Origin of the sequence: Fulvitalea axinellae, assembly GCF_036492835.1 — a bacterium.
Taxonomy (GTDB): Bacteria; Bacteroidota; Bacteroidia; order Cytophagales; family Cyclobacteriaceae; genus Fulvitalea; species Fulvitalea axinellae.
The window spans coordinates 3,803,483-3,828,823 of record NZ_AP025314.1; the positions used below are offsets into that span (position 1 = coordinate 3,803,483).

Annotated in this window: 17 protein-coding genes and 1 riboswitch; of the genes, 3 read left to right on the plus strand and 14 right to left on the minus strand. The window is 47.6% G+C overall.

Annotation, left to right across the window (positions count from 1 at the left end):
- Window positions 1–101 precede the first annotated feature (101 nt).
- A riboswitch (SAM riboswitch) is annotated at window positions 102–203 on the plus strand.
- Between the two features lie 87 nt (window positions 204–290).
- Entirely contained in the window at window positions 291–1,478 is a 1,188-nt protein-coding gene (locus AABK39_RS14415) for a trans-sulfuration enzyme family protein (RefSeq protein ID WP_338392043.1), read from the plus strand.
- 90 nt (window positions 1,479–1,568) lie between these two features.
- Entirely contained in the window at window positions 1,569–1,937 is a 369-nt protein-coding gene (locus AABK39_RS14420) for a hypothetical protein (protein WP_338392044.1), read from the plus strand.
- Between the two features lie 89 nt (window positions 1,938–2,026).
- Here the strand turns inward: AABK39_RS14420 and AABK39_RS14425 are convergent, their stop codons facing one another.
- Together AABK39_RS14425 and AABK39_RS14430 are read right to left on the minus strand one after the other, a co-directional pair.
- Window positions 2,027–2,521 carry a gliding motility lipoprotein GldH gene (locus AABK39_RS14425; RefSeq protein ID WP_338392045.1) on the minus strand — a complete coding sequence of 165 codons (495 nt, stop codon included), beginning with the start codon at window positions 2,519–2,521 and terminating at the stop codon, window positions 2,027–2,029.
- Window positions 2,521–4,122, minus strand: coding sequence for a regulatory iron-sulfur-containing complex subunit RicT (locus AABK39_RS14430; RefSeq protein ID WP_338392046.1), 1,602 nt, complete (start codon window positions 4,120–4,122; stop codon window positions 2,521–2,523). Before AABK39_RS14430 ends, AABK39_RS14425 begins: the two co-directional genes overlap by 1 nt.
- A 471-nt stretch (window positions 4,123–4,593) precedes the next feature.
- On the opposite strand from AABK39_RS14430, the gene AABK39_RS14435 reads away from it, so the two are divergent.
- Window positions 4,594–6,462, plus strand: a complete 1,869-nt coding sequence (locus AABK39_RS14435; protein ID WP_338392047.1) for a glycosyltransferase — start codon at window positions 4,594–4,596, stop codon at window positions 6,460–6,462.
- Window positions 6,463–6,529: 67 nt separating this feature from the next.
- Here AABK39_RS14435 and AABK39_RS14440 read toward each other — a convergent pair whose 3' ends face one another.
- From AABK39_RS14440 to AABK39_RS14495, 12 genes are all read right to left on the minus strand, one after another.
- Window positions 6,530–7,996: a TolC family protein gene (locus AABK39_RS14440; protein WP_338392048.1), complete on the minus strand. Its 1,467-nt coding sequence runs from the start codon at window positions 7,994–7,996 to the stop codon at window positions 6,530–6,532.
- A 61-nt stretch (window positions 7,997–8,057) separates the two neighbouring features.
- Window positions 8,058–11,225 (minus strand): efflux RND transporter permease subunit, encoded by a 3,168-nt coding sequence (locus tag AABK39_RS14445; RefSeq protein WP_338392049.1) that lies wholly within the window; start codon window positions 11,223–11,225, stop codon window positions 8,058–8,060.
- A gap of 164 nt (window positions 11,226–11,389) precedes the next feature.
- Entirely contained in the window at window positions 11,390–14,470 is a 3,081-nt protein-coding gene (locus AABK39_RS14450; protein WP_338392050.1) for an efflux RND transporter permease subunit, read from the minus strand.
- A 318-nt stretch (window positions 14,471–14,788) separates the two neighbouring features.
- Window positions 14,789–15,742, minus strand: a complete 954-nt coding sequence (locus AABK39_RS14455) for an efflux RND transporter periplasmic adaptor subunit (protein WP_338392051.1) — start codon at window positions 15,740–15,742, stop codon at window positions 14,789–14,791.
- Window positions 15,743–15,884: 142 nt separating this feature from the next.
- Window positions 15,885–17,879 carry a hypothetical protein gene (locus tag AABK39_RS14460; RefSeq protein WP_338392052.1) on the minus strand — a complete coding sequence of 665 codons (1,995 nt, stop codon included), beginning with the start codon at window positions 17,877–17,879 and terminating at the stop codon, window positions 15,885–15,887.
- Between the two features lie 15 nt (window positions 17,880–17,894).
- On the minus strand, window positions 17,895–19,037 hold the full coding sequence (gene lepB / locus AABK39_RS14465) for a signal peptidase I (RefSeq protein WP_338392053.1): 1,143 nt from the start codon (window positions 19,035–19,037) through the stop codon (window positions 17,895–17,897).
- On the minus strand, window positions 19,038–19,172 hold the full coding sequence (locus AABK39_RS14470) for a hypothetical protein (protein ID WP_338392054.1): 135 nt from the start codon (window positions 19,170–19,172) through the stop codon (window positions 19,038–19,040).
- Between the two features lie 431 nt (window positions 19,173–19,603).
- Complete coding sequence (locus tag AABK39_RS14475) at window positions 19,604–20,710, minus strand: BF3164 family lipoprotein (RefSeq protein ID WP_338392055.1); 1,107 nt, start codon at window positions 20,708–20,710, stop codon at window positions 19,604–19,606.
- A gap of 441 nt (window positions 20,711–21,151) precedes the next feature.
- Window positions 21,152–21,409, minus strand: a complete 258-nt coding sequence (locus AABK39_RS14480) for a hypothetical protein (protein ID WP_338392056.1) — start codon at window positions 21,407–21,409, stop codon at window positions 21,152–21,154.
- A 193-nt stretch (window positions 21,410–21,602) separates the two neighbouring features.
- Entirely contained in the window at window positions 21,603–23,507 is a 1,905-nt protein-coding gene (locus tag AABK39_RS14485; protein WP_338392057.1) for an O-antigen ligase family protein, read from the minus strand.
- A gap of 301 nt (window positions 23,508–23,808) precedes the next feature.
- Complete coding sequence (locus AABK39_RS14490; RefSeq protein ID WP_338392058.1) at window positions 23,809–24,174, minus strand: LytR/AlgR family response regulator transcription factor; 366 nt, start codon at window positions 24,172–24,174, stop codon at window positions 23,809–23,811.
- A 399-nt stretch (window positions 24,175–24,573) separates the two neighbouring features.
- Entirely contained in the window at window positions 24,574–25,101 is a 528-nt protein-coding gene (locus AABK39_RS14495) for a hypothetical protein (RefSeq protein ID WP_338392059.1), read from the minus strand.
- Window positions 25,102–25,341: the final 240 nt, after the last annotated feature.

Genomic DNA, 25,341 nt, shown 5'->3' on the forward strand with positions numbered 1-25,341 from the left:
ATTTCATCTTTTAAAAAAGATTGTTTTTGCAATACAACATCAAAGTATTAATTTTGGATTCTGTTTATTCCCGAAAGGGGAACGAACCAGCATTCCAGACTCAGTTATATCGAGAAGGTGAGAGAACGGGCTCGAAGACCCTCCGGCAACCTGCCCACACGGTAAGGTGCCAATTCCCGCCGCATTTTGCGGAACTATACAAGAAGACTAGGACTTCCCCCTCCTCACCTATCTCGGTTTAAAGGCTGGCACCAAACGCCAAGAGACGATAACCCTTAAAACCGAAAACCATGAACTTCGAAACCATCGCCATCAGGGAACAAAGCGAAAGAAGCGCCAACTCGGAGCACTCTGTCCCGGTATACTTGACTTCAGGATTCACCTTTGACGACGCCGAGCACGCCCGCGCTGTATTCGCCGAGGAAGAGCAGGCCTTTTCTTATTCTCGCTACAACAACCCCAACACCGACGAACTGGTGGACAAAATCAAAAGGCTCGAAAACGTAGACGACGCTCTGACAACCTCATCGGGCATGTCCGCCATTTTCGGCGCTCTGGCTCCACTGCTCAATGCCGGCGACCACGCCGTAGTTTGCCGTTCGGTTTTCGGCTCTACATACCAACTTTTCTCAAATATATTCGGAAGATGGAACATCGGCCACACCTACGTTCCGGCCGACGACTGTTCCTGTTGGGAAGATGCCATAACACCCCAAACGAAAATTCTTTTCGTGGAAACGCCTACGAATCCGGCTCTCGACCTTATCGACTTGAAATGGGCCGCGGATCTAGCAAAACGCCACAACCTTATACTTCTTGTCGACAATACTTTTTCAACACCTTACCTGCAACGCCCTGCGGATTTCGGTGCCGATATCGTGTTGCATTCCACCACAAAATATCTTGACGGACAAGGCCGTACACTCGGTGGCGTAATAGGCGGACGCCAGGACTTGATTGACAAAATCCGTCCGTTCGTACGCCAAACCGGTCCGTGTCTTTCCCCTTTCAACGCTTGGGTAATCTCCAAAAGTCTTGAGACTTTGGCCATACGCCTGGATCGCCACTGCGCCAACGCCTTGGAATTGGCCAAAAGACTGGAAGCACACCCGGCGGTGGAAAGGGTAAAATACCCGTTTCTGAAATCGCATCCGCAATACGAACTCGCCCGCAAACAAATGAGAGCCGGCGGAGGAATCGTTTCAATATTCGTAAAAGGCGGATTAACCGAAGGCAAACAGTTCCTCGACGGCCTGAACATGTGCTCGCTCTCAGCCAACCTCGGCGATTCGCGAAGCATAGTCACTCACCCAGCCTCCACCACCCATTCAAAACTTAGCGAAGAGGAACGCCTTAGTGTTGGCATCAGCCAGAACCTTGTGCGGATTTCCGCCGGTTTGGAACACGTTGATGATATCTGGAATGATCTGAAAACCTCATTGGACCAACTCGTCGGCCAGACGGTTTTGGAGGGCTAATCCATTTTCCGGAAAACCACCCGCCCTATATCGGGTTCTAACTAAGTGAGGCTCTTTTCGGCCTTATCAAAATATACAGAACAGAGCAATATGGAGGGTAGAACAACCGGCGAAGCCGAAAAATTCCTTGGCCAGCTCGGACGTAAAATGGACGAGCTTCTGGACAAAGCCAAAGAACAGGAAAACGGCGCCCGCGAAAGGGTGGACAGTACAATTCGTGACCTTAAGAAAAGCCGTGAAACTTTCGAAAGGGACATCGAAAGAATAAAAAAGGAGAGCTCTTCGGATCAGGAATTCGAAACGAAAGTGGGAGCATCGCTAAACGACCTGAAAGAGGCGTTTGGAAAAATAGCCGACCGCCACTTTCCACCGAAAAAACCGACAGACAACGGGCAAAACAAGTCTACGGAATCGGAACAATCGAACTCAACGGATTCGGGCGAATGTTCGGCTCCTTGATGTCCAGTCTTTCCGATTATACGAAAAAACGCCTTTCCAATGCCGGAAAGGCGTTTTTTGCTTATACGTTCGCTTCTAAATGAAATCGTTTACTTTTCTGCTTGCGGTTTGACAACCGAAACCCTAATACCCACGGCGGAAATACCGTCCAGAGTATCTTTTCTCATCATTTGCCTTAGGCTAATACTATACGGCCCCGGCGCCGAGAACTTCACGCTTTTAACCAAAGCCTCCCTAAGATCCTTCACCGATCCCATTCCGGTTCCGTAAGGGTAGCCTGTCTTCGGCTCAAACAGCATAATATTTTTCAGTTCCGATGACAATGTATCACCTTTGGCGTCAGTTAGCGCATACGATACGTAAAGATTCCGAAACGGATAATCCATATCGTTTCTCACATTCAAAAAAATATCATACGGACGGTTTACGTCCTCGATATCAAAATCGAACTTGGGCGAATCATTTGCCACCCAGCGCATATCTTTCAACTCCTTATAGCTGTCATAGACGGTTCCAGGCTCCGTAGCGCAACCTGAAAACGCCCAGCCTATCATCAAAAACAAGCCGAATATCCGCTTACGCATTATTCCTTATCCTTATTGTTAGAGTTATCTCTTCTTCTGCCATTACCGTTCGGCTTGCCTCCATTGCGGTTTCCGCCGTTTTGCTTTGGCCTTCCGTTTCCGTTCTTGTTTCCGGATTCGGGCTTTTGTCCTTTTGGGCCTTGTCCGCCACCGTTGCCGTTTCTGCGGTTAGCGCCAGCCCTACCGCCTGACGGACGGCCACCGCGCTGGTTTCTCGCGTTGCCAGAAGCGTTTTTAGCCCCGCCTTTCGCCGAACGATCACCAGCAGGCTGTTGCCCTTTGGCCGTTACAGGTCGCTTGGTCTGTTTCGCATCGCTTTTCGGTCGCTCACCGCCACCTTGTTGTTTAGGCCCTCCAGACTTACGGCGCCCTTGTGACGCGCCTTCGCCAGAAGCGCTTCTTTCCCGATTCCCTTGGTTGCCCCCTTTGGCCGTAGCCTCTTGTCCGCCACGCCCGGGTCTGCTAGAACGCCTTCTGGACGAACGACGACGACGGCTATTGCCTTTGCTCTCGTCGCTGTATTTTTTGTCCATCTTTTCCAGCTGGTCGGTGATCGCCTGAGCCATCGCTTCCTTCACTGTATCGACGTCTTCAAGCAACGTTTCCGGCAATTGTCCCGCAGCGTTTTGCTTCATGATTTCCACCACTCGCTCTACTGGAACGGGGTGCCAGGTATTCTCTTTTTCGTAGCCAAACCACATCACCTTGCGGAAAATGTCAGTCTTCTGCAAACGCGCCGAACCCTTTTGGGTCTTCAGTGGCATATCCAATTTCGGAATATCCTGCAGGGCTTCGATATAGGTTTCCAGCTCGTAGTTCAAGCAACATTTTAAGCGTCCGCATTGCCCAGAGAGCTTTCCGGGATTCAAAGAAAGGTTCTGATAACGGGCCGCGGAAGTCGAAACACTCTTAAAACTTGACAGCCAAGTGGAACAGCAAAGTTCGCGACCACAGGACCCCACGCCCCCCAAACGGCTGGCTTCTTGCCTAAGGCTAATTTGCCTCATCTCCACGCGAATCCGGAATTCCGAAGCCAAAACCTTGATCAGCTCACGGAAATCCACACGGTCATCGGCAGAGTAATAGAACGTGGCTTTGGTGTTATCAGCCTGAAATTCCACGTCGGAAAGCTTCATTTCCAGCTTCAAGTCGTCGATAATTTCGCGCGTGCGGTAAAGCGTCGGCATTTCGCGCTTCTTCACGTCCTCAAACTTCTTGAGATCACGCTCCGTGGCTACCCGATAAATACTCCTTACGGATTCCTCGTCCTCAATTCCTTTTTTCTTCATCTGAAGGCGGACAAGCTCTCCGCTCAAGGAAACGTAGCCTACATGGTGCCCGTTAGGTACGTCCACCACCACGGGATCGCCCGTATGCAATAAGAGGTTGTTCTTGTTTCTAAAAAAATCCTTCTTGCCACCTTTAAACCTGACTTCGTAAATATCGAAGAAGTCGTCGGCCGGCAAATCCATATTGGAGAGCCAGTCATGCACCTCCATCATATTGCAACTTCCGGTAGCGCAAGCGCCATTGCTCCGGCATCCGTTGGGAAGCCCATCGGACTTGGCATCGCCTGTGGCGCAAGAATTACATGCAGACATGGGTTATATATTTGAGCTCGCCCAGGAATGACGAGTTGGGTACAACATTCTATTCGCAACACCGGGCCAAAAGAAAAACGTCGGCGGAAAAGGTGCCCTGCAGGCCCGAAGAAGCCAAAGTATTATCGAAATATACGAAAAAGGGGATGCAAATGAAAAAAAGGCACGCTCTTAGACACAATCAACTGTAAATGAAAACCTTTACTTTAGTCAACGGTAAAAAACATTTCCGCACACCGTGAAGCAGATAGCCGAAAACCAAGCCCAAGCGCCACATTCGGCGCCGAAGCCCAAAGGAAAATTCACCGAAATTTCCACATACTCAGCCTTTCGGTTTCGCGTGTAAAAATCTCTTTATAAATTTGGGTAGCCGGAGGCGCTCCTTCCGGTTGGCTCGCAGAACCGTCCAAGCGCCCGCTGCCACGGTCATGAACGGCCACCCGAACTGTATCCCGAAAATTTTTTCTCCATATGAGAACCAAGTCCGAAAAATCTCGCAGATCGAGCACACGTAGGATTTCCAAGTCCAACATCTCCAAAACCCTCCTCTGCGAAGTGGCCTGGGAAGTATGCAACCAAGTAGGAGGCATCTACACCGTACTGCGTTCCAAGGCGCCAACAATGGTACGCAAATGGGGCGACCACTATTGTCTCGTAGGCCCGTATATCGAAAGCCAGGCCAGCGCAGCTTTCGATCCGTTACCGCTCGACCCCTCGGATCCCTTCGCCAAAGCCACCCTGAACCTTAGGGAAAAAGGATTCGAGGCCCATTACGGAGAGTGGCTGGTATCGGGACGGCCCCGAACGGTTTTGATCAATATCGACGGCGTGTATGACCGTCTTGGGGACTACAAGTATCATCTCTGGGAGAATCACGATATCGCCACGCCAAGCGATGACGGTTTGCTGAACAAAACTTTGGCTTTCGGCTACGTCACGGAGCTTTTCTTCAGGGAACTCGCCCGCCCGACAGTCACGAACAAGCACGTGCTGGGGCATTTTCACGAGTGGATGGCCGCCACCCCGATCCTCAACCTGCGACGCGACAACATTCCGGTATCAACGATCTTCACTACGCACGCCACTTTGCTGGGCCGTTATTTGGCCATGAACGACCCTGATTTCTACGATCACCTTCCGTTTTACGATTGGCACAAAGAGGCGCTGAATTTCAATATCGAATCACAAGTAAAAATCGAGCGGTTCGCGGCCAACGCCGCCGATGTACTTACCACAGTAAGCGAGATTACGGCGCAGGAGTGTGTTAGCCTTTTGGGACGCCAACCGGAAGAAGTGGTGCCGAACGGAATCAATATCGAGCGGTTCACGGCCTTCCACGAGTTTCAGAATCTGCATATCGAATACAAGGAAAGAATCCATCAGTTCGTGATGGCGCACTTTTTCCAAAACTATACGTTCAACCTCGACAAAACGCTTTATTTCTTCACCTCCGGCCGTTACGAATTCAAAAACAAAGGCTTTGACGTAACGCTTGAGGCCTTGGCCAAGCTGAACTACATGCTTCAGCGCGAAGACTCCGACATGACTGTCGTGATGTTTTTCGTTACCCGTCAGCCTTTCAATTCCATCAACCCGGACGTACTTCAGTCACGGGCGATGATGGAAGAATTGAGGCAAACAACCAAAGGCATTCTGAAACAGGTAGGCGAAAGGATGTTCTACGCCGCAGCTTCGGGAACGGATTACGAACTGCCCAACCTCAACGAGTTTGTGGACGAATACTGGAAGCTCCGTTTCCGCCGAACATTGCAGTCTTGGAAAAACGACCGCTTCCCGCCTATCGTCACGCACAACTTGGAAGACGACGCCAACGACGAAATCCTTAACACCCTGCGTACTTCGAACCTGATCAACAAACCCGAAGACCGAGTAAAAGTGGTGTACCACCCGGATTTCATCAACTCCACCAACCCGCTGTTCGGCATCGATTATATGCAGTTTGTCCGCGGTTGCCATTTGGGCGTTTTCCCTAGCTATTACGAACCTTGGGGCTACACGCCACTGGAATGTATGGCTTGCGGTATTCCGGCTGTAACCAGCGATCTGTCCGGATTTGGCGAGTACGTGATCGACAATATGAATGAGCCGGAAAATAAAGGATTGGTGGTGAATAACCGCAAGGACGCCGACTTCCAAGCCTCCGCCGACCAACTGGCCCGCAAACTCTACAAATTCACCCAATTAGACCGTAGGGAAAGAATTGATATGAGGAACAAAACGGAAAGCGCATCTACGTTCTTCGACTGGAAAAACCTTGTGCATCACTATGAAAAAGCGCACAACTTAGCGCTTTCCAGACTGAAAGAAAGAGTCAAATAAAACATAAAAATCCCCAGAGCAATTAAGCCCCGGGGATTTTTCATTATCACCTAACCCAATTTCTCTTTTATTCTTCCGGCAACAGTGACTGTCCCGTTTCAAAATCATAAAGCGTCATTGCCCGAAGCCCGTAGTATTCGTTCCAAAAGCTTTGCAGAGCCTTTACATATCCCCGATCAGCCTCATCCATTTCCCGCAAAGCCGTAATCAATTCCAACACCGACAAATCTCCGTTATCATACCGCTTCGAAGCGATTTCGTAACGTTTTTTAGCAATCGCCATCGAACGTTCGTTGATCCCGATTTTCCTGCGGGCCATCACTAACCTCGAAGCCTTCACCGACGCTTCTTGGCTAACGTTCTCTTCCGCCCTAAGGCTGGAAATCTCAGCTAAACGCAAACGGGACTCCGCCTGTGCTTTTCTCGCCTTGTTTTTTCCCCAATCCACAATCGGAACACTTAATCGAACTGATACCGTCTGCCGTTCGATCATATCTTTATAATAGCCGTCAAGTTTTTCGGTACGTGTATCCCAACCTGCCGAAGCGTTCAGATTAGCCGAAAAGCCTTCTTTCCTCGCACGATCAGCCCCCGCTTTTGCCTGCAGTAAATCGCGTTCCGCCTCTACCATATCCGGTCGGTTTTTCAATGCGATTTCAGCCGCAAAATTGGGTTCGGGGACAAATCCGGGAATCTCGGCCGGTAGGTCCAATTTTATCGGCAACATTGGATCCAGGTCCAATAGACGCCGTAAAACCCGACTGGCTTGCGCATAATCCAGCTCCGCTTGCGCCAATTCCTCCTGTGATTTCAGTGTAGACAATTCCAGTTGCAATAAATCATTTTCGGTAATTGTACCGATAGAAAATCTTTTTTTAGCGATCGACAACTTGATATTTGCCCGCTGAATATTTTCCTTGACCCGTTGCACTTCACGTTGTTTGGAATACAGATCGAAAAACGCCGTAGCCGCTTGCACTCCTATTTTCTCCATGCTTTCCACATACTTACGCTCAGAGGCTTTATAATTCAACGGTTCGATTTGTTTCTTCCATCGAAAATCATTGTATGCGAATAAAGGCTGATCCAAACGAATACCCACAGGCGAGCCACTATAGCTAGACCCACGGTTTTCGCTGTCAAAATTATCAAACCGGTCAAGTGACGAATACAGTGAAACATTACCGCCTGTAAACGGAATCACTTGGCGCAACGAGAAGTCCAGTTCGGAACGGCCTTGAAACACCTCCTGATATACCACCGATCCGTCAGGTTGCCTTACGCCCTCATAACGACGATTGATTCCCGGCAATTGGCCACTAACCAACACATCCGGGCGCAGAGTCGCTTTGTATAACCTCCAAGACTGCAAACTTATATCACGCGAAGTACGTGCGTAAAGCGCGTCAATGGAATTCGCCTTTGCCCGCCTTACCGCATCTGTCAAGCCCAAATGCAAGCTGTCACCGGCTTGGGCAAACATTTGCGAAGCGGAAAAAACCAGCGCTATTGATAGAAAAAATCTTTGAAGCATATGTTTGAGTATTAGGTTTTCGAAATCGGTATTCTTTTTAAAATTCAATTATAAACAACTGCTAAGCGACAAGCTGAGGCTTTGGTTTTACGGATTTCCAACGTAACAGCATCGGCACAAAAATCACTAACGCCACAAGACTAAACAGCAAACCGCCGATAGTGCCCACAGCCAAAGCGAACCAGAAAACTTCCTTGTCGCCTTGCCAAATAAACGGCAACATACCCAAGGCAGTGGAAAGAATAGTCAGCAACACAGGCGTCATTTTGGCACGAAAAGCTTTGATGTAGCAAGCCAAAGGCGTAAGCCCAGGCCGGCTTTGACGATAAGCGTTATAGTCATTGATCAAATACAACGCGCCGTTGACCGACAGACCGCTCAGCAACAGAAAGGAGGCGTAACCGCCTTGGTCAAAGCCGAAATCGAAAAGGTAAAATGTAAGGAAAACCCCGACAAACGATACCGGAATAGTGATAACCACCACCAAAGGCTGAAGCAATGACTCGGATAAGGCGGCGCACACGCCGTAAATAATCAGAATCACCAAAAATACGAGGCCGACTTTACTTTTCGTCTCGGCACGGCTCCAGCGCCACGTAGTCCGTTTGGCTTTGAAACCTACCGGCATTTCGGCGTTAAAACCTTCCACTTCCCGATCAATCACCCGCTTTTCCAATGCGCGCGGACCGTTAAAATCAAACTGTAATACCAGCTGATAGCGCTGATTCTCCCTTCTGATTTCCTCTTCGGCCTTGCGAATATCTTTTGTGGCCACGTCCTTGAGTTTCATCATCCGCCGTCCGCCCAGCACCGGATATTGCTCCATAGCCCAGACATCGAAAGTTTCCGACTGCTCCGAAGCGATAAATACCTCTTCCCGCTCACCTTCGTGCATGAGCCAAGCTACGGATTGGTCGCCGTGAGCGAGCCGTTCCAACCGGCTGAAAGTCTCGTTGAAACCAAAGCCCAAAGTTGCCATCCGGTAAGGGTCCACTTCTAATCTGTAATCTCGCGATGCTCGCTTTTCCCACTTTCTAGAGCCGTTGATATCCACTTTTTTAATCCGTCCATGCGTTTCCAGCTTCGCTTTGCAACGTCTGGCGATATTCATCAGCATGGCGTAATCATAACCTTCCAACTCGACAATGGAATAGCCCGCTCCCTCACTAACCGCATTATTAAACCCTTTTCCCACTCCATAGACTTGCCAATCTGCTCCGCCTTGATACATAGCCGTCTCTTCCAATCTCGATTTTACCTCGAAAGGCAAGGCCCCTTCATCATCCGCAGGAAAGATGACTTCTATTCTGGCACTATTCGCATTTACATTGGCCACAAAACGCTCGATTCCGTCGATTCCCGCCAGCATGTTTTCCATATCCCGTACCAGCTCATCCACTTGTTCCAGCGTAGAGCCCACACTTAACCGGGCACGGGCATAAACTTTCGTCTGGCCCGGCTCCCGAAAACTGGAATGAGCGAAAACGTCTTGAGAAAACAGACGGAAACTACCACCCAGCCATTTTTCCATCGGCTTTTTGAGCGTACCCGTATACAGTTCGCTGGCAAACACTTTATTATAAGCTTCGCTATACCACTCCTCTCCCTTCATTTTTTCGGGAAGAAGGTGCAACGGCAAACCGAAACCCCACACCAACAACAGAATAAAAGCCCAACGGAACCGGCGGAAAAACACCATACTTCGGCCATAAAACCGCAAACTGGCCACGATTCTCCGCCCGTTCTTCCAGCGCCGGCTTATATTCGCCTTCAGCTTTCCGCTTTTCATCATTCCCATTTTTTCCATCAAGGCAGGAACCAGCCAAAAAGCCGTGGCCAACGAGACGGAAAGGTTGATGATCAGCACTTGCGAAAAATCGTCGAGTTTGGCCCTTTGGGCATCGGGCAAAAGGAAAATCGGGGCCAATGCGCCCAAAGTGGTCAGTGTGGACGCCAACAAGGCACGAAACACTTTACGGTTGCGATAACGCTTGAAATGATCACCCATAATCAGGGTATTGTCGATCAAAATACCCAGGGAAATCGTCAGGCCGGCCAAAGCGTAAAGGTTCAGGTCGACATCGAAAGTGTGGTAAAGAATCGACGCCGAAGCTATACCGGTAAACAGTCCGACGGCAACCACACCCAAATAGCGCAGGCTACGGGCCGTAATCCAGACGAATACCAGCAAAATCAGCAAGGAAAGTCCCGTCCGGAAAAGAATCTTGTCTAATTCCTTAGACAGGTGAATAGTGTCGTCACTGGCCATCCGGGCGCCGTAACCGGCCGGAAGCGTAGCCAAAAGTTCCTCAACTTTGGCCTTGACACGCTTGCCCACTTCCAGTGTATTCTCGTCCGGTTCCGCCGTGACGGTCACATTGATGGCGTTCAAACCATTAATCCGGAAATAACCCCGGGGTATTTTCGGTTCCCGGACCTTATGCACCAATTCGGAAAGGCGCACCACACGGTCTCCCACTTTTTTTATAGGAATATCAAAGTTGCCGATATCGGGAACATCGGCGCGGAGGCGCACGAAACGCAAGCTTTTTTCGCCGTCCATTCCTTCCACTATCACGTTGCCCAACTCTTGCTCCCGCAAATATTCCCGGATAGCGCTACTGATATCGGCATGGCTCAGGCCGTGATTGGCCAAGCGCTCGGCGTCAAATGTCAAGCGCCAGATGTAAGGCTCCGCTCCGCTTACGTGGACATCCTTTACGCCTTTGATCAAACGGAGAGGTTTAGCCCATTTCTCATCGGCGAAGTTCCGGATTATCACCGGCGGGGCCGAACCGTTCAGCGTATAAGTCAGGATGCGCTTGCCGTCCTCCACGTTTCCGCCACTGCGGCTTACCGTCCCCAGACGAACCCCTTCGGGCAACTCATCCCGAAGGTTTCGCAACAAAGTATTCGCCTCAAAACGTACGGCCTCCGGGTCTGCTTGTTTTATCAAACTGAAATTCACACTGCCATAACCTGTCCCCGATTTGGACGACACCTTGGCGATGCCCCGGATTCCGGACAAGGCGGCCTCCACTTTGCTGGTAACTTCCCGCTCCAAAATCCGGGGCGAGGAACCCCACCAACTGTAACTCACCCAAAAATTTCGGCCCGGCGCCCGCGACTTGACGCTCAGCGACAGCTTCGGCACCAAGGCCAAACCCACCAGCGACAAAGCCGTGAAAATCAGGATAACCCGAAACGGTGTCAAATATTTATTTCCCATGCTTTTCGCAAAAAATTCTTGATCCTAAAACAGTACTGAGTAAAGAGTAAAGCGTAAAGCGTAAAGAGACTGCTCGGTTGTAGCTGTGGAAAGCTATAAATCAATATGTTTACATCTCGGTAATCGCTCATTCACTATAGTACTTAATCGTTCCAAAAACGCCGTCAGGCCTCCACCTCGGCGGGTTCCATATTGACTTTCACTTTGTCTGATCCCCGCTCGGCCAGCCAATAACACAAAGGCACGAAATAAAGACTCACCAGAGTACCGACCGTCATACCACCGATTACGGTAAGGGCCAGGGGCTTTTGCAAAGCGCCACCCAAATCAGTCACGAAAAGGAAAGGCACCAAAGCCAGAATAGTCGTCATACTGGTCATCAAAATCGGCTTCAGGCGACGTTTTCCCGCCTCGGCTATAGCCCGCAACACGCCGAATCCCTCTTCGGAACGCAAGCGGTTTACGGTATCGATTTTCAGAATGGAATCGTTGATGATAATACCGCACATCACGATAATCCCGATAGCCGACATCAGGTTCAAGCTTCCGCCCGCCACAGCCAACAAGCCCAAAGCCCCGGCGGCCGATACGGGAACCTCGATCAAAACGATCAGCGGTTGTTTCAATGATTCGAACTGAGCGGCCAAAATCAAGTAGAGCAAACCGAGCGACACCAAAAACACGAAGCCCATTTCCAGCATCAGTTCCTGGTTTTCGAAATAAGTTCCCATAAAGGTGGCCGATAGTTTATCATCATTCACAAAAGTGCGTTTCAGCTTGTCGATCACTTCCTCTTCTTTGCCTTGCGGAGTTTCGATACGAAACGGAAGATACTCGCCACCGCCATTGCCAGCTATTTCTTTCAGTCCCCTATCGTTTCTGACTTTCAAAAAAGTGGACAGCGGATACTGTTTGCCTTCGGCACCATAGATCATCGTTTGTTCCAATACCTTTCCGATAGGTTTGGCCTTTTCTCCAATCAAAACGGGCACAAACTCATCCGTACCGCGAAGCTTGTCCACGAAGTCGGAATTCAACGCGGCTTTTAGCGTAGCTATAGCCTGACTAGCGGTAATTCCGTAAAGCTTTAGGCGCTCAAAATTCAGCGATACGGCCAAAGCCTCCCGATATGTCGGACCAGAAATACCATATTCCGGCACCGCGGCACTTACCCTTTCCGCCAGACGCTCCACGTCTTCCACTTCCATGCGCTCGCCTTTGTCGGAACTGAGGCCCAATACCAACTGCGCTCCGCCTTGGTCAAATACATGGTCGAAAACGTCGGGCGCTTTCTCGAAAGTCAATGTCGCCGTAGGAAATGCCGTGGCCATCCAATCCGAAACCCGCTTGCGCAACACCGGCAAACTCTCCGGTTCGGAAGCCAACAGATATAGCGTAGCCTCGGTAGGCCCGGGCTCGTCGCGCGACATCAGGAAATCCTGCACGCCTACCCTATATTCGTGATAAGCCAAAATGCTGTCGGCGCCAGAGGCCGAGGTTAACAGGCCGTCGGCTCGCTTTACGTTTTCTTCCACCGTCAGCGGTTCGTTCCAGTCCACTTTCACGATCATATCACGCTTGGGCACGGCCGGAAAACGGCGTTGCGGTAACCAATTCAACAACAATCCGGTAAGGACCACGCAAAGCAGAAAGGCCCCCAGAAATACTTTTATATTTCGGAAAACGAAAAAGAAGCCCCGCTCATACCAACCCTCGTAGTCGAAAAGCTCCATCCAACGGGCCATCCAGCGTGGTGTTTTCAGCATATCGCGCAAGTGGATAATGCGGTAATACACCGGCAAGAGCGTAACACTAACCACCAACGACACCAACAGTCCGGCGGCTACGGCCATAGCTTGGTCATAAAACAACGCGCCCGACAATCCGCTCAAAAAAATCAGGGGAACAAATACGGAACAGGTGGTAAGCACCGAACTAAGCAAGGGCCGGAATACCGTAGCGGAACCCAATACGCAAGCGGCCGTAAGCTTCTCTCCGCGGGCCCGGTACTGCGCTATATTGTCGATCACGATAATCGAATTGTCAATCATCATTCCCACGCCCAGCACCAAGCCCGATAGGGAAATGATATTGACGGAAACGCCCATTGCCTCAAAACAAAGAAAAGTGATAGCCAAAGAGACCGGCACCGTAAGCCCCGTAAGCAACGGCGAACGCAGATCGCGCATAAAGAAGAACATCACCAAAAAGGCCAGCAAGGCTCCGGTAAAAAGCGTCTGTTCCAAATTGGAAATGGCGTAACGCAAAAGCTCCGTCTGGTCCCGCGACAGGTTGATCCGCACTTCCGGATATTCCTTTTCCATATTGGCCATCACCTTGCGGAGCGATTTGTCAAGGTCTTCCATTCGGGCGTCGGCGCGTTTGATCACGGCCATCGTCACAGCAGGAACACCATCCACGGCGCAAAGTCCCTCGCGCTCTTTAGGCCGGACAGTCACTTTAGCCACATCACCGATACGCAACAGCCGGTCGCCGGCCTTCAGTGGCAAATTCCGGATATCCTCCACCGTTTCCAGCTCGGAGGCGAAAGTCACGAAATAGCGGTAATAACCGTCGCGCACGCTCAGCTGGCCCACGTTTCTATTATGCTCCTTCAGCGCCTGCGATATTGTACCATTACCGATATTATAACCGCTCAGCAAAGCCGGATCGGTCTCTATAATTATTTCCGGACGGGTACCTCCGCTAACATCGGCCATAGCCACCTCGTCCAAGCGTTCCAAACGCCGGCGAATTACGGCGTCGGAAAAACGGCTTAGCTCCAAGAAGCGCTTTTCGTCCACACTGTCCGAAGCCAGACGCACGTGCAGAAAGAACACCGGCACATCCGCCGCCCCGGCCTTCACCACCCGCGGGCGGTCCATCTCACGCGGGAAACTGTTCATCACCCTGTCCAGCTTCTCGTTTACCTCTATAAAAGCCCGGTCCACGTCGGCGCCGTACTCAAAGCGCAAACGCAGATCCGCCTCGCCGTCGTTGGTCTGGCTCTCCACCGACTGCAGGTAGCCCACCTGCGTCAACTGGCGACGGACCTTGGAGGTAAACTGACGCTCAAACTCCAAAGCCGAACGGTCGGGATAAGATAGGCGGACGGTAATCTCGGGAATATCGGTATCCGGCAACAACGACACCGGCAAGCGCCCCGCCGAAAGCAGGCCCAGCACCACGGCCGCCAAAAACACCACCGTCACCGCAATCGGACGTTTGATCAGAAAATCTAGCATGGTTGGGTATTACTTTTTGGTTGTTGGTATGAGATATCAAAGAGTTTGGCGAAACGTCATGCGATTCATCAAAAGGCCTCTCTGAACGTAGAGACAAGGCATGCCATGTCTCTACAAGCCAATCACCACATCAAAACCAATAGAATTATATTTAAAAAAAGAATAGATACTTATTGAGTCATATTTAAGATTCATAGCTGAAAAATTTAATTAAAAAATAAACTATAAAACAATAGCATCAATATAACGAAAAGATTCGTTTGAAAAATATTTCAGCCGGAAAATTTAACCCGAGCGATTATGTAAACGCCTCCATTTTTACTTTTTCCTCACTTTCACCTTAGCCTGATGTCCCAGATTAACATTACCGGCCACCACCACACGGTCACCGGATTTCACTTTGCCTCCGGCCAAAACCTGCTGTTCAGAATTCGAAGGGCCTAGCTCCACCTCATTCCAAACGGCCCTGCCTTCCGACACCGTAAACACCACCGACCTGCCCGAACGGGTAACCACAGCGCTTTTGGGTACTACCAAGAGCCCAGGCATCAGCTTAGTCAGCGTCACTTTAACGTTCATGCCCTCGCGCAAGCTTCCGTCGGCATTGCGCAAACGGGCCCGAACGCGCACCAATCCGTTTTCGTCCACCAACGGATTGACCGAAACCACCCGCCCGGTGTACTCTTTACCGGCAAACGCAAAAGCTTCAGCCTTAACCGGCATCCCCTCTGACAAATCCGGCGCTTCGGACTCCAAAACGGAAAACTCCAGATCAAAGGCGCTATCGTCAATCAGCCGGCAGAACGGCTTGCCCGCTTCCGGACGCTGATACATCCGTCCGTTCAGATTGGCCACCAAACCCGAAAACGGCGCCCGGGCCCGGGTCTTGGACAGCGCCAACCTAGCCCTGGCCAAACCGGTCAGGGCCGACTCATAGCCCTTCTCGATACGCCCCAAACGAACGACCGCGGGATCTGCCTTGGCCGTATCCGCCAAACCACCTTCAAAGCCCCTAGCAAACATAAAGTCCCGCAAGCCCGCCTTGGCCTGCTCCAATTTCCTTTCGGCTTCCGCCAGCCCCAATTTAGCCTCGGCATCATCCAACGCACCGACCAATTGCCCCTTGCCGATGCGATCACCTTCCGAAACATTCAATACCGTAACCACTCCCGAGCCCGTAACCTCCAAAGAGGCGCTTTGTACCGCTATCAGTTTTCCGTTGCCGATAATCCGGCGTTCGAAGTTTGTTATTTGGGCCGGGGCTATCTGCACTTGGGTTGCGGGCCGTTTAGTGCTTGTCCGAACTTCCTTCGGGTTATTTGTCTTTGCACATGATCCTAATACGCACAATAAACACAACACCTTTATTCGGCGTACTATTCCAAAAACTTTCATGTTAATCAATTTCCGAAGATCAAAACCACTCTTGTCGTCCATTCCTATACTCGAAGATCCAACCATATTGTGTCCGGCCCTTTTCATCCACCCAACGTAAGGTCAGCACCTCATCTTCAGGGACATTTTCATACACCAACAAATCCCCTTCATACTTTTTCCCACCCAACGAAATCCATTGATGTTCAGCACCCAAATACACCAACTCATATACTAGCCCATTCTTTAGATCTGTTTTCACACAAGCGTCAACACGTAACGAATCAAAAGAAACGCCTTTAGGTAACTCCCAAACCACATACCCTACACTGTCTTTAGTAGCTCTTCCTAAACAAACCTCTGAATACGCCTCACCATCACTGACCTTACGCAAGTCCTGATTCGATGACTGACAATTGCTTTTCACCTTACAGGCTTTTAAGTCTATACGCTCACCACTCCTATAAAGGCTCAGCTCCCCTAAACGTAAACTATCTCCACGAAAAGTCAAACGTACATACTTTTTCTTCACCAGCTCACAACGTTGATTATAACGGGCATTCAACATTGAGTCCGGTACATGGGCCAAGACCTTATAATCCCGCCAAAGGCTGTCATTGCTTATTTGTATTTCAGTTTTAGCTAAGTACTTTAAATCTTTATCCTCATGAGGCCCACCTAAATGTTGTCTCTTGACTTGAATTCGTCTTTCCCGTCCTTTACCGCTTAAGTTAAAATAACGGATTTTACCTTGCTCATTCAAAAAGAGAGGCTTACCTACTGGAAAAATCACACTACTCTTACAATATGCAAGTTGATATAATATACCACGGCCCATTTTCGGAAATACGACTTTATCATCTTCAATTTCTGCTAAAGTGACAGGTCTCCAGCCTCCCTTTTGATATACACACAAATACAAATAATATGTATCAGAAGGAAGCTTACCTTGAACATCAAATTCAAGTGTTGAAGCTTCAAAATACTCTTCACTTACATCCTTATAACCATACTTCCGAAAAGCACTTGGTATATTTCCCAACTTTACCTTCTTATGCTTTAGGACATTATCATTTCGAACGGAATATGTCTCTCTATATACTTTGGGGAGCTTAAAGGTAAATCTGCGATTCCAATATTTGTTATTATATAATTCCTTAAGGTTAAACATATCCTCTGAATAAAACGGGTCAAAAGGATAGCTTTTATCCTTCGTTACAATAGTATTCCAACTATGTCCACCTTCTAGCCAAGAATTTACATTTGCCCATGAAGGTACAAAGTCAATGGCACAAGGAATACCTTGACTCCTTAATATCATCAAATTATAAACAGTAGCTTGATCACAATTTACTGCATTCGACATTTCATACGAGGTATAGTCCCAATAATCCAATACACCCCGAAGTACTGGATTAAAGCCCATTCTTCTGGTTTTACCCATAAATCCCTTTATAGCCTCAGGCACACTTTCCCCCAATAATTTATACCTCAATGAATCATTCTTTTTTCGGTAAAATGTACGCCACGAATCCTTCAACATTCTATCTCTCACCCGATACGGCAGTACATATTCAAAAAACTGTTCTTCGGTACATGTAAAAAGCTTTGAGACACCATTTCTACTTTCGAATGCTAAATCCGTATTACCTTTCAAATATTCGGATGACACCTCAAAAAGATCTTCCTGAACAGCCTTATACTCTTGACTTTTTCCGTTTATCGACAGCAAACTATCTAACACATCCCTTCCCTTCCGCCATGAAAAACGCCTCTCACTACGCATGATGTCACGCATCTCAGCGTAGGCTTTCCAACGTGAGAAATAGGGTAAAGAGTCAATAGAATAATGATACGGAAGACTCCTTATCAAAAAATTCATAGCCCTGAACTTGACCGCATCACCTTCATACAAAGCCAACGTTGCTTTAAGCTCTTTACCATTGGCTCCAGCCAACTCCACGATCCGTGATTCGGGAGTCGAGCAGGCATAAGCGACTAATACCATAAAAAATAAAACAATAGTTTTCTTCATAAGGCAATAGAAAAATCAATCCACGAACTTCATAAAACGTTCCCAATGGAACTCACCCTCCCATGACGACCACAACACCATGTCTATACGACCAACCAAATTGCACTCAGGAAGTGGGCCCCAGCCCCTTGAATCCACTGTCCAAACCCGGTTATCTCCCATCATAAAATAGTAGTCTCTGTGAAAGTTATAATGCGTAACTTGCTCCCCTCTTAACCAAAACCCATCTCCCCTCCTAACTATTTTCGCTCCTTCATAATCTTTAATCAAACGTCCATAGCAGGAAAAATTAAAAGGGGTGAGTTCTATTCGACACCCCTTCTTTGGCACTATATAAGGACCATAATCGGAAAATGTCCAAGGACTTAATGGACCGTACAAATTACTTTTCTTGTGTTGCGACGGCAGTATTCTCAAGGAATCCACCACTCCGCTATTTATTAAAGCGTCAGCGAAACCTTTCTCCAGAACAGGCCTATATAGTCCCTGATCATTTGGTTTTAGTCGTACAGCTTTCTGTTTGATAAAACTCTGGAAACCTTCGTTATCACGGACACGAAATCCGTAACGGCTCCTGACGGCCTCCGAAGGCTCGAAAGACCGACCGTTCACCCGTAAAGCCCCTCCCCGCACCTCAAGCGTATCTCCTGGCAAGGCCACACAACGCTTGGCCACATACCCGAAATTAGTCTCGGATACGTACATCTCACCACGCCTTACCGAATCCATGCCCGGCAATCGACGGTAATCCCACCACTTTTCCTTGATTCGGGACCTCGCTTTATCATTAAAATAAAACGCGATATTCAACCAAGGAATCTCGAAAGGGGAACGAGGCAGGCGAGGCCCGAAAGCCAGCTTATTAACTAAAACCACATCTCCGGTGTACAAAGTTTTTTGCATTGATCCACTTGGTATACGGAAAGGCCCTACCACCACAACCTTAAACAGCGCAGTGGTGACCATCAGGCCAAACACCAATAAAACGGCTGAAAGCCCACGACGAAGAGGCATAGAAGCGACTCTGACCAACGCTTTCTTTAGTGTAAAGAGACACAAGACCAAAACCAAGGACAATATGGCCAACCAATATAAGCCTAGAACAGCAAGTGACAATATCGCCCCCCCTAAGAGGCCCAAAACAAAGCGTTTTCTCATCTATTTTTTTGCGTTCTTAGCTAGATACTTTAAATACGATTCCTTAATCGCCTCGGAGTGGATTGGATTACCGAACATCAAGATCTCGTTCTCTCGGTTAGTCAACACCGTCTCAAAGTGCTTATGCTCGTTCATAAACTCAGCATTTTTCATAAAGAACTGGCCTTCCATATCTAGAAAAAATGGGTAAGAAAAGTTCTTGATACCTCCTGACTCACAGTAATATTTTAACGATTCAAAATTATCAGCCGATTCGAGAATCAATATTATTGGAACATTGAATTCAACAAACTCAACAGTCAGACTATCCCACTTATTCGTACTCTTTATACACGTAGGACAAGACGCGTCCACATAGGAGTATATTTTATAATTTGAAATTGAAATTTCTAAACTATCTAGGATTATCCGATTAAAAGCGTTATAAGTCTTTATTTTATCAGGTATCGCCAGCTGCCTTCCTAAATAATCATTAATCTTTGTTTCAAGCAAACCTTGAGCTTTATCCCTCTTAGAACCACAGCTTAGAGCAATAATGAAAACAACAAAAAGACAAAGCAATCTCCTCATATTCCCTGCATTTTTATATCTGCCTTTACCAAACACCCTTCATTCACATCAAACGCATATAACATTTCATCATTCTGTGACACGGAAATACTCACCACCTGTTTATCCAACAAAAATTTCTTAACAGGATTTCCTTCCCAATCATAAACCAAAATGGATTTTCCTCCTAGATTCAGTAAACGCCTACCATTCGACATATAACGAAGTGGCTTGCCCGAATAAATCAAATAAATATACTCTTCCGTCACCGCTCCACCTTCAAAGGTTCTTATATCATCTTTATCATCTCGAATAAAAGCCCGAGCAAACTTTTGTTTCTGCTCAAAATCCAGCGTTATATTATCCGGCCCATGGATCGCCACTAATCTTCTTTCTTTTTGAGTGTCATAAATCTCTATAACATCCGTATTAGTGTATGCCAGCACAAGCTTTTCTCCTGACGGGTGCGCAAAAGGAAGCGCATTAAAGGCTTTCTTCAAGCCTCCAACATAAGACGAATCCACTTCCCCATGGTATTCTCCAAAATGACTAACAGTCGGAGTCGCCCCCATATTGACCTTGGTCACTTTGAATGGACTCGTTAAGTTTGCGCTAGACACAAAAGCAGAATCATTTAACACAGCGACCAAGGCATAAACATTTCTATCTTTTTCTAAACGAACTTCCGCAAACATCCCCGCTTTGTCCGGCATGGCATCAATGACCGACTCTCTTGAAACCAAAAATTTTTCCAAGGTTATATCAAACATCCAAAGCTTTCCTCCTGCGAGACAAATACTATTAGCACCAAGGACTTCACCTGGCCCACGACCCCTAGTCACATAACCTAATGACAAACTGTCTGAACCTAGATAATAATTATATAATGATCTTCCCTCTCTACCGTGTTTACTATTGAGCATAAACAAAGTAGAGTCTGCTAAACACATACCTGTTATTATTCCGGGAACGTCAATCACCTTCTTCATTGCTATACCGCATGAATCAGGAAACTCTGTAAACTTAGCGCCCGCTTCACTCACACGGATAACTTTTGTTTCCCCGCATGACCAAAACAAAACCACCACTAGAACAACCAAGGAAAACCTAGTTAATATTTTCATGTTTAAAATTAAATGGTCATATATGAATTTAAAAAATAGATACTCTACCCGACGGTTTTTGGCGATATCAAAATAAGACTATTTATAAGCCATCATAGTGATATGGATTTGTTGCTCTTCGATTGAAGAGTGGATTTTTTGGGGACTTATGACAGTCGTTTTCAAGCAATATTTCCGTCGTTTGAAAAACCGTCGGGTAGAGTAAAAAATAGAACCAGCCTTGAATCAACAACAAGGCAACCGCAAGAAAACACTCAAGTCTTATATCCGAAAAATTTGATAGATTAAAATGTGCTTCTCAGGGCGTTGTAGAACGCCTATGATGTGAAACATCTTTATGTTCAAGTTTATCGGAATTGACCTTTTTGACCATAATCAACTCAGTATTTTCTTTCTTGCGATTACCATGGAATCAACAAAGCTGATCCCAATATTCCTTAGTTATTTTTGACAGGTATCCCAAAAGCTTGAATCATCACATCCGTTAACTATATAACCATTAGACTGCCGACACCTGTCATACCAATTCGCATTATCGCAGCCTGGGTAATTCAAAATTGGGTCCTCCCCAGCCTCAGCGATATTCATCGCCATCAAACGAGCCAAACTCACATCCTCTTTAGAGGTGTTATTGAAAGAGAAAGCACCAAAGGCGAATACGCCGGCAAACAAGATCAAAGCAAATATTTTGAATTTCATAGTTCTAAATTTTATGGCACGGATTACCGTACCGTGAAACGAATAAAAGGTAATTGGAAATACGGCACAAAAGCACCTAAATTTGGTCGGAGCGCCCTACTATACTTCGGGAAATTGCCTATCTTAGCGATCAGCCTCCGGAAAACGACTAAGTCATAGCACTGGTCTTTTAAGGTTGAACATGGATTTATCGCTATATCTTCGTTTCAGTCCCCGGAGGCTTTCCTTCCCCCAAAGCATTTTCACTTATTATCTTCCGCATCTCTTCCCGCATTTCCTCAATCGCTGTCGAGGGCACCCTTACGGGCTTTCGCATCAGCTCCCGAGCCCATCTCCCAGCTTCTTTTCTCTTTCCTTTCTCCGCATAAAGCTTAGCTAGGAGATAGCAGGGAAAGAAGCGGGAGGGCACCATAGCCAATGCCTTTTTATAAGCCTCCTTCGCTTCGGCGGTCCGGTCAAGAGCCTTATAACAATCACCCAAAGAGGTTTGCGCAACGGTGCTACCCTCCAAGGCCACGGCTTTTTGGAGCGTCGCCAAGGCTTCTTCCCATCTCTCGCACATCGCCAGGGCCTTACCGTATTGCAGAAGGAAGGCTCCGTCGGAGCCCAAAACCTTTTCACAACTCTGGAAGTCCTCCGCCGCCATTTGGAAGTCACCGTAACGATAATCCCAATCGGCCGTTTTCCATGTCCGAAAAGCCTCTTGGACACTATTCCCTTTCCAAACCAAGACTGCTCCCAGCATCAAAGCTCCGGACACCGTTAAGGCTCTCGCAAAGACAGGCCAGAAGGCATACCCCAAACGCACCTTTGAAACTTTGTCAGTCATTATAGCCAAGGCCATAACGACAGCCACCTTGGTCGACAATATTTGCTCGGGGTAAGCGAAGAGTCCGAAAACGAAGACGGCTAAGAGTATCATTCCTCCGAACAGGGTAAGCGGTGAACGAATTCGTTTACGGCCCAAAAGCACATAGAGTAGCACCACCACCAAAAGCAACCCTGTCAAGCCCTCTTCCGCCACAAACTGCAGGGGGGCGTTGAAGGCGTACCGCACGTTATCGGCCAGATAAGCCTCCAGCACATCTTCCTTACCCTGGAAATAATCGGCCTGATAGTCCATATACCGGGCCCGGAAGCGGTCGAATCCCCGACCGAAGAGGGGGGCGTCGGCCACCATATGTGTTGTCACCTTCCATATTAGCCAACGGCCATCAGCAGAGCCCTGTTTGAAGCAGTAGGCGCCCCAGAGGCCACCGACCAAAATCAGGGCTAGTGCGCCAGCCAAGGCCACACGACGCCAAGGGGTCGTGCTTTGGAATCTCCGCTGGAGCCGGCCACGGTGACGATAGAGCGCCAAAGCGCCTCCGCACAGTACCACGGCCAAGATAGCGGCCCTGGACCGACTGAGCAAGACAACCGATCCCATTAGGAGTATGGAGAAAAACGGTATATACTCCATTGAAAATTCAAAAAACCGATAGTGAGGCCCCTGAAACTGGGAATACCGCCCCAGCAGCAGGCGCACAAAAGACTTCCTATAGAGGTATATAGCAAAAGTTACGGCCCAAGCACCTGCCAAAAAACCGGCATAAGGCCCTGGATTAAAGAAGCTCCCTGTCAACCGAAAGCCCGTATGGTTGGAAGGGTAGTAGTCGAACAGTTGCAGAAATCCATACACCGCCTGTCCAAACCCCGAGAACATAAAGGCCAATAATAGCCAAGGATAAAACTCAGTCCGTTGCGCACGAAGCAAAACATAAAAGATACCCAAAGCCAAGAGCTCCAGCCAACGTAATGAGAAGCCGTGCACATCCTGAATCCAGTAACGATTTATAGCGATATATCCCAACAACAAAGCCAAAGCCAAATCCGTCAAATTTAGATAAAACACCGCCCCCGACACCAAAACCCTTAATGCCTGAATAGCTAACAAAAAAGACATTCCAAATAAAAAGAAAACTGTTTTGCCACTTACCGTAGGGTACATCAAATCAGAATCAACAACTTGAGGCAACCAACCAATTACCACTACAAAGCCCAAAAACAATAGACTGTTAAGTATTTTCTTGATATTAGACCTCATTATCATTCGCATACCCTATTATTTACCTGATTCAGGTATGTACTTGAATTACCAAAGACAAGCCACAAACCGTCAACAGGCTACAAGCAATAACAAAAAAAACAGTAAATGACTAAAATAATTCAATCACCTAAAAATCAGTCCCGCCTTACTCCACACTCTTGTGTCAGTTAAATTTGCACTTACTAAATTCATTCAACTCTCACCCCTCTTTTCACTTGTAATTTGTCTTATACTTAGACAAGAAAAAACAAAACAAAGAAATACGTTATCAATAACACCTTTTCCGGAATCAACAACCTTTTTGACGTAATCACCCCGAAGACTCAAAAACCCTCAAAGCATCCCTCAATAGAATTAAACCACTTTTAGAAGCAGGAATATACTCCTCCTTCCCCCCCCGTAGATGCACTTTCAATGCACTTTGTGAATAACCTTCAAGAAAAGCCAAATTTATCAGACAACATTTATGGCATCTGACAAACAAATAAGGAGTCAATAACTCCTCAATAACCTTTAAAGATTCTGAAACCAAGATTGGCTTTCGCTCTAACATAAATAAATTTGAATAGCGACCATCAGAACGAACATAGACCAATTCATCCAAACGCAACAACATGGTCCCTTTTTCCGAGCGGACTTTCAATTTCTCACCATTTGGAAAAGATAATACTTTCATTGATTATAAAAATAATAATGCTAAAAATGAGGAACAAACGAACAGGTAAATGGGAAATGTAATATATATAATTAATAATACAAAAAAACACAAACACTAAGATTAATCAAGTTATTGATTAATTAAAAAAAACAATTAATCAAAAAGAACCTCAATAACTCTGAAATAGCGACAATCTCGACTGTATCCCCTCCTTTGCCAGAACATATCAAAATCCTCATACAAAGGCTTTGTAAAAGCACTAAAGTGGTCCCAAAAATAAAAACTTACTGAAAAACAAACATAAAACACTTTCCTTCCCTCTTATCACATTTAACAACAAGGCGCCCGCCCGAGAAACCCCCAACAAAAGAAAAAGCCCACCAATCGGCGGGCCCAAAAACAAGTCAAGTTCAAAGCCTACGGCTGTTCCACCAACGAGGCGGTATACTCCACACCGTCAAAGACCACCGTACCCTCTCCTATATTCCCCGGCACTACATAGTCGTTGATATAATTGATTACCGCTTGGCGGTACGCCTCGTACTTGTTGCTTAGCGCCAGAAAATCGGCGGCGGTTTGGCTTACCTCGCTAAACGATGTCGATTTTTTGGCCAAAAAGTCGGCTTCCAGTTCCTCCAACTCGCCCTCATAGCGCTTCACCCTGCCCCGAAGCCTTTGCAGTTCCAGCTCGTCGGTCTCTTCCGCAATATTGTTGTTCTCCGTACGGATATTGCGTTGCAGTTCCTTGCGCCGCTCCATTATCCGTACCACGGCCCGCTCCAGACTATTCTCTCTTTTGCCCTTCCCTAAGGCCGAGTGCAACACGTCTTGCAAATAACGATCGCCCTCGGTCAGGAAGGCTTGGCAAAGTACGAGCGTAGTGGCGATTTTTGCGTAATCGGCCGACTCGATGATGTTTTCAGGGCTTAACGATTCTCTTTTCATACTTCTAAAAGATTTGTTTTCGTCTAAAATTTTTAATCTTCAAAACAATGGGCTCCTAAGCGTCCCTTCCGGTAAAAGTCAACCGGCGTTATAAGGCATATCGCAAAGACGTTGCTGGAAACGTTTTTTGTCCAACCTTATGGACCCTGACACAATTATTTCATTTAAACAAATGAGATAATTGTGTCAGGGTCCATAGTACAAAGTAAATAGTAAAGCGTAAAGAGACTGCTTGAGGAC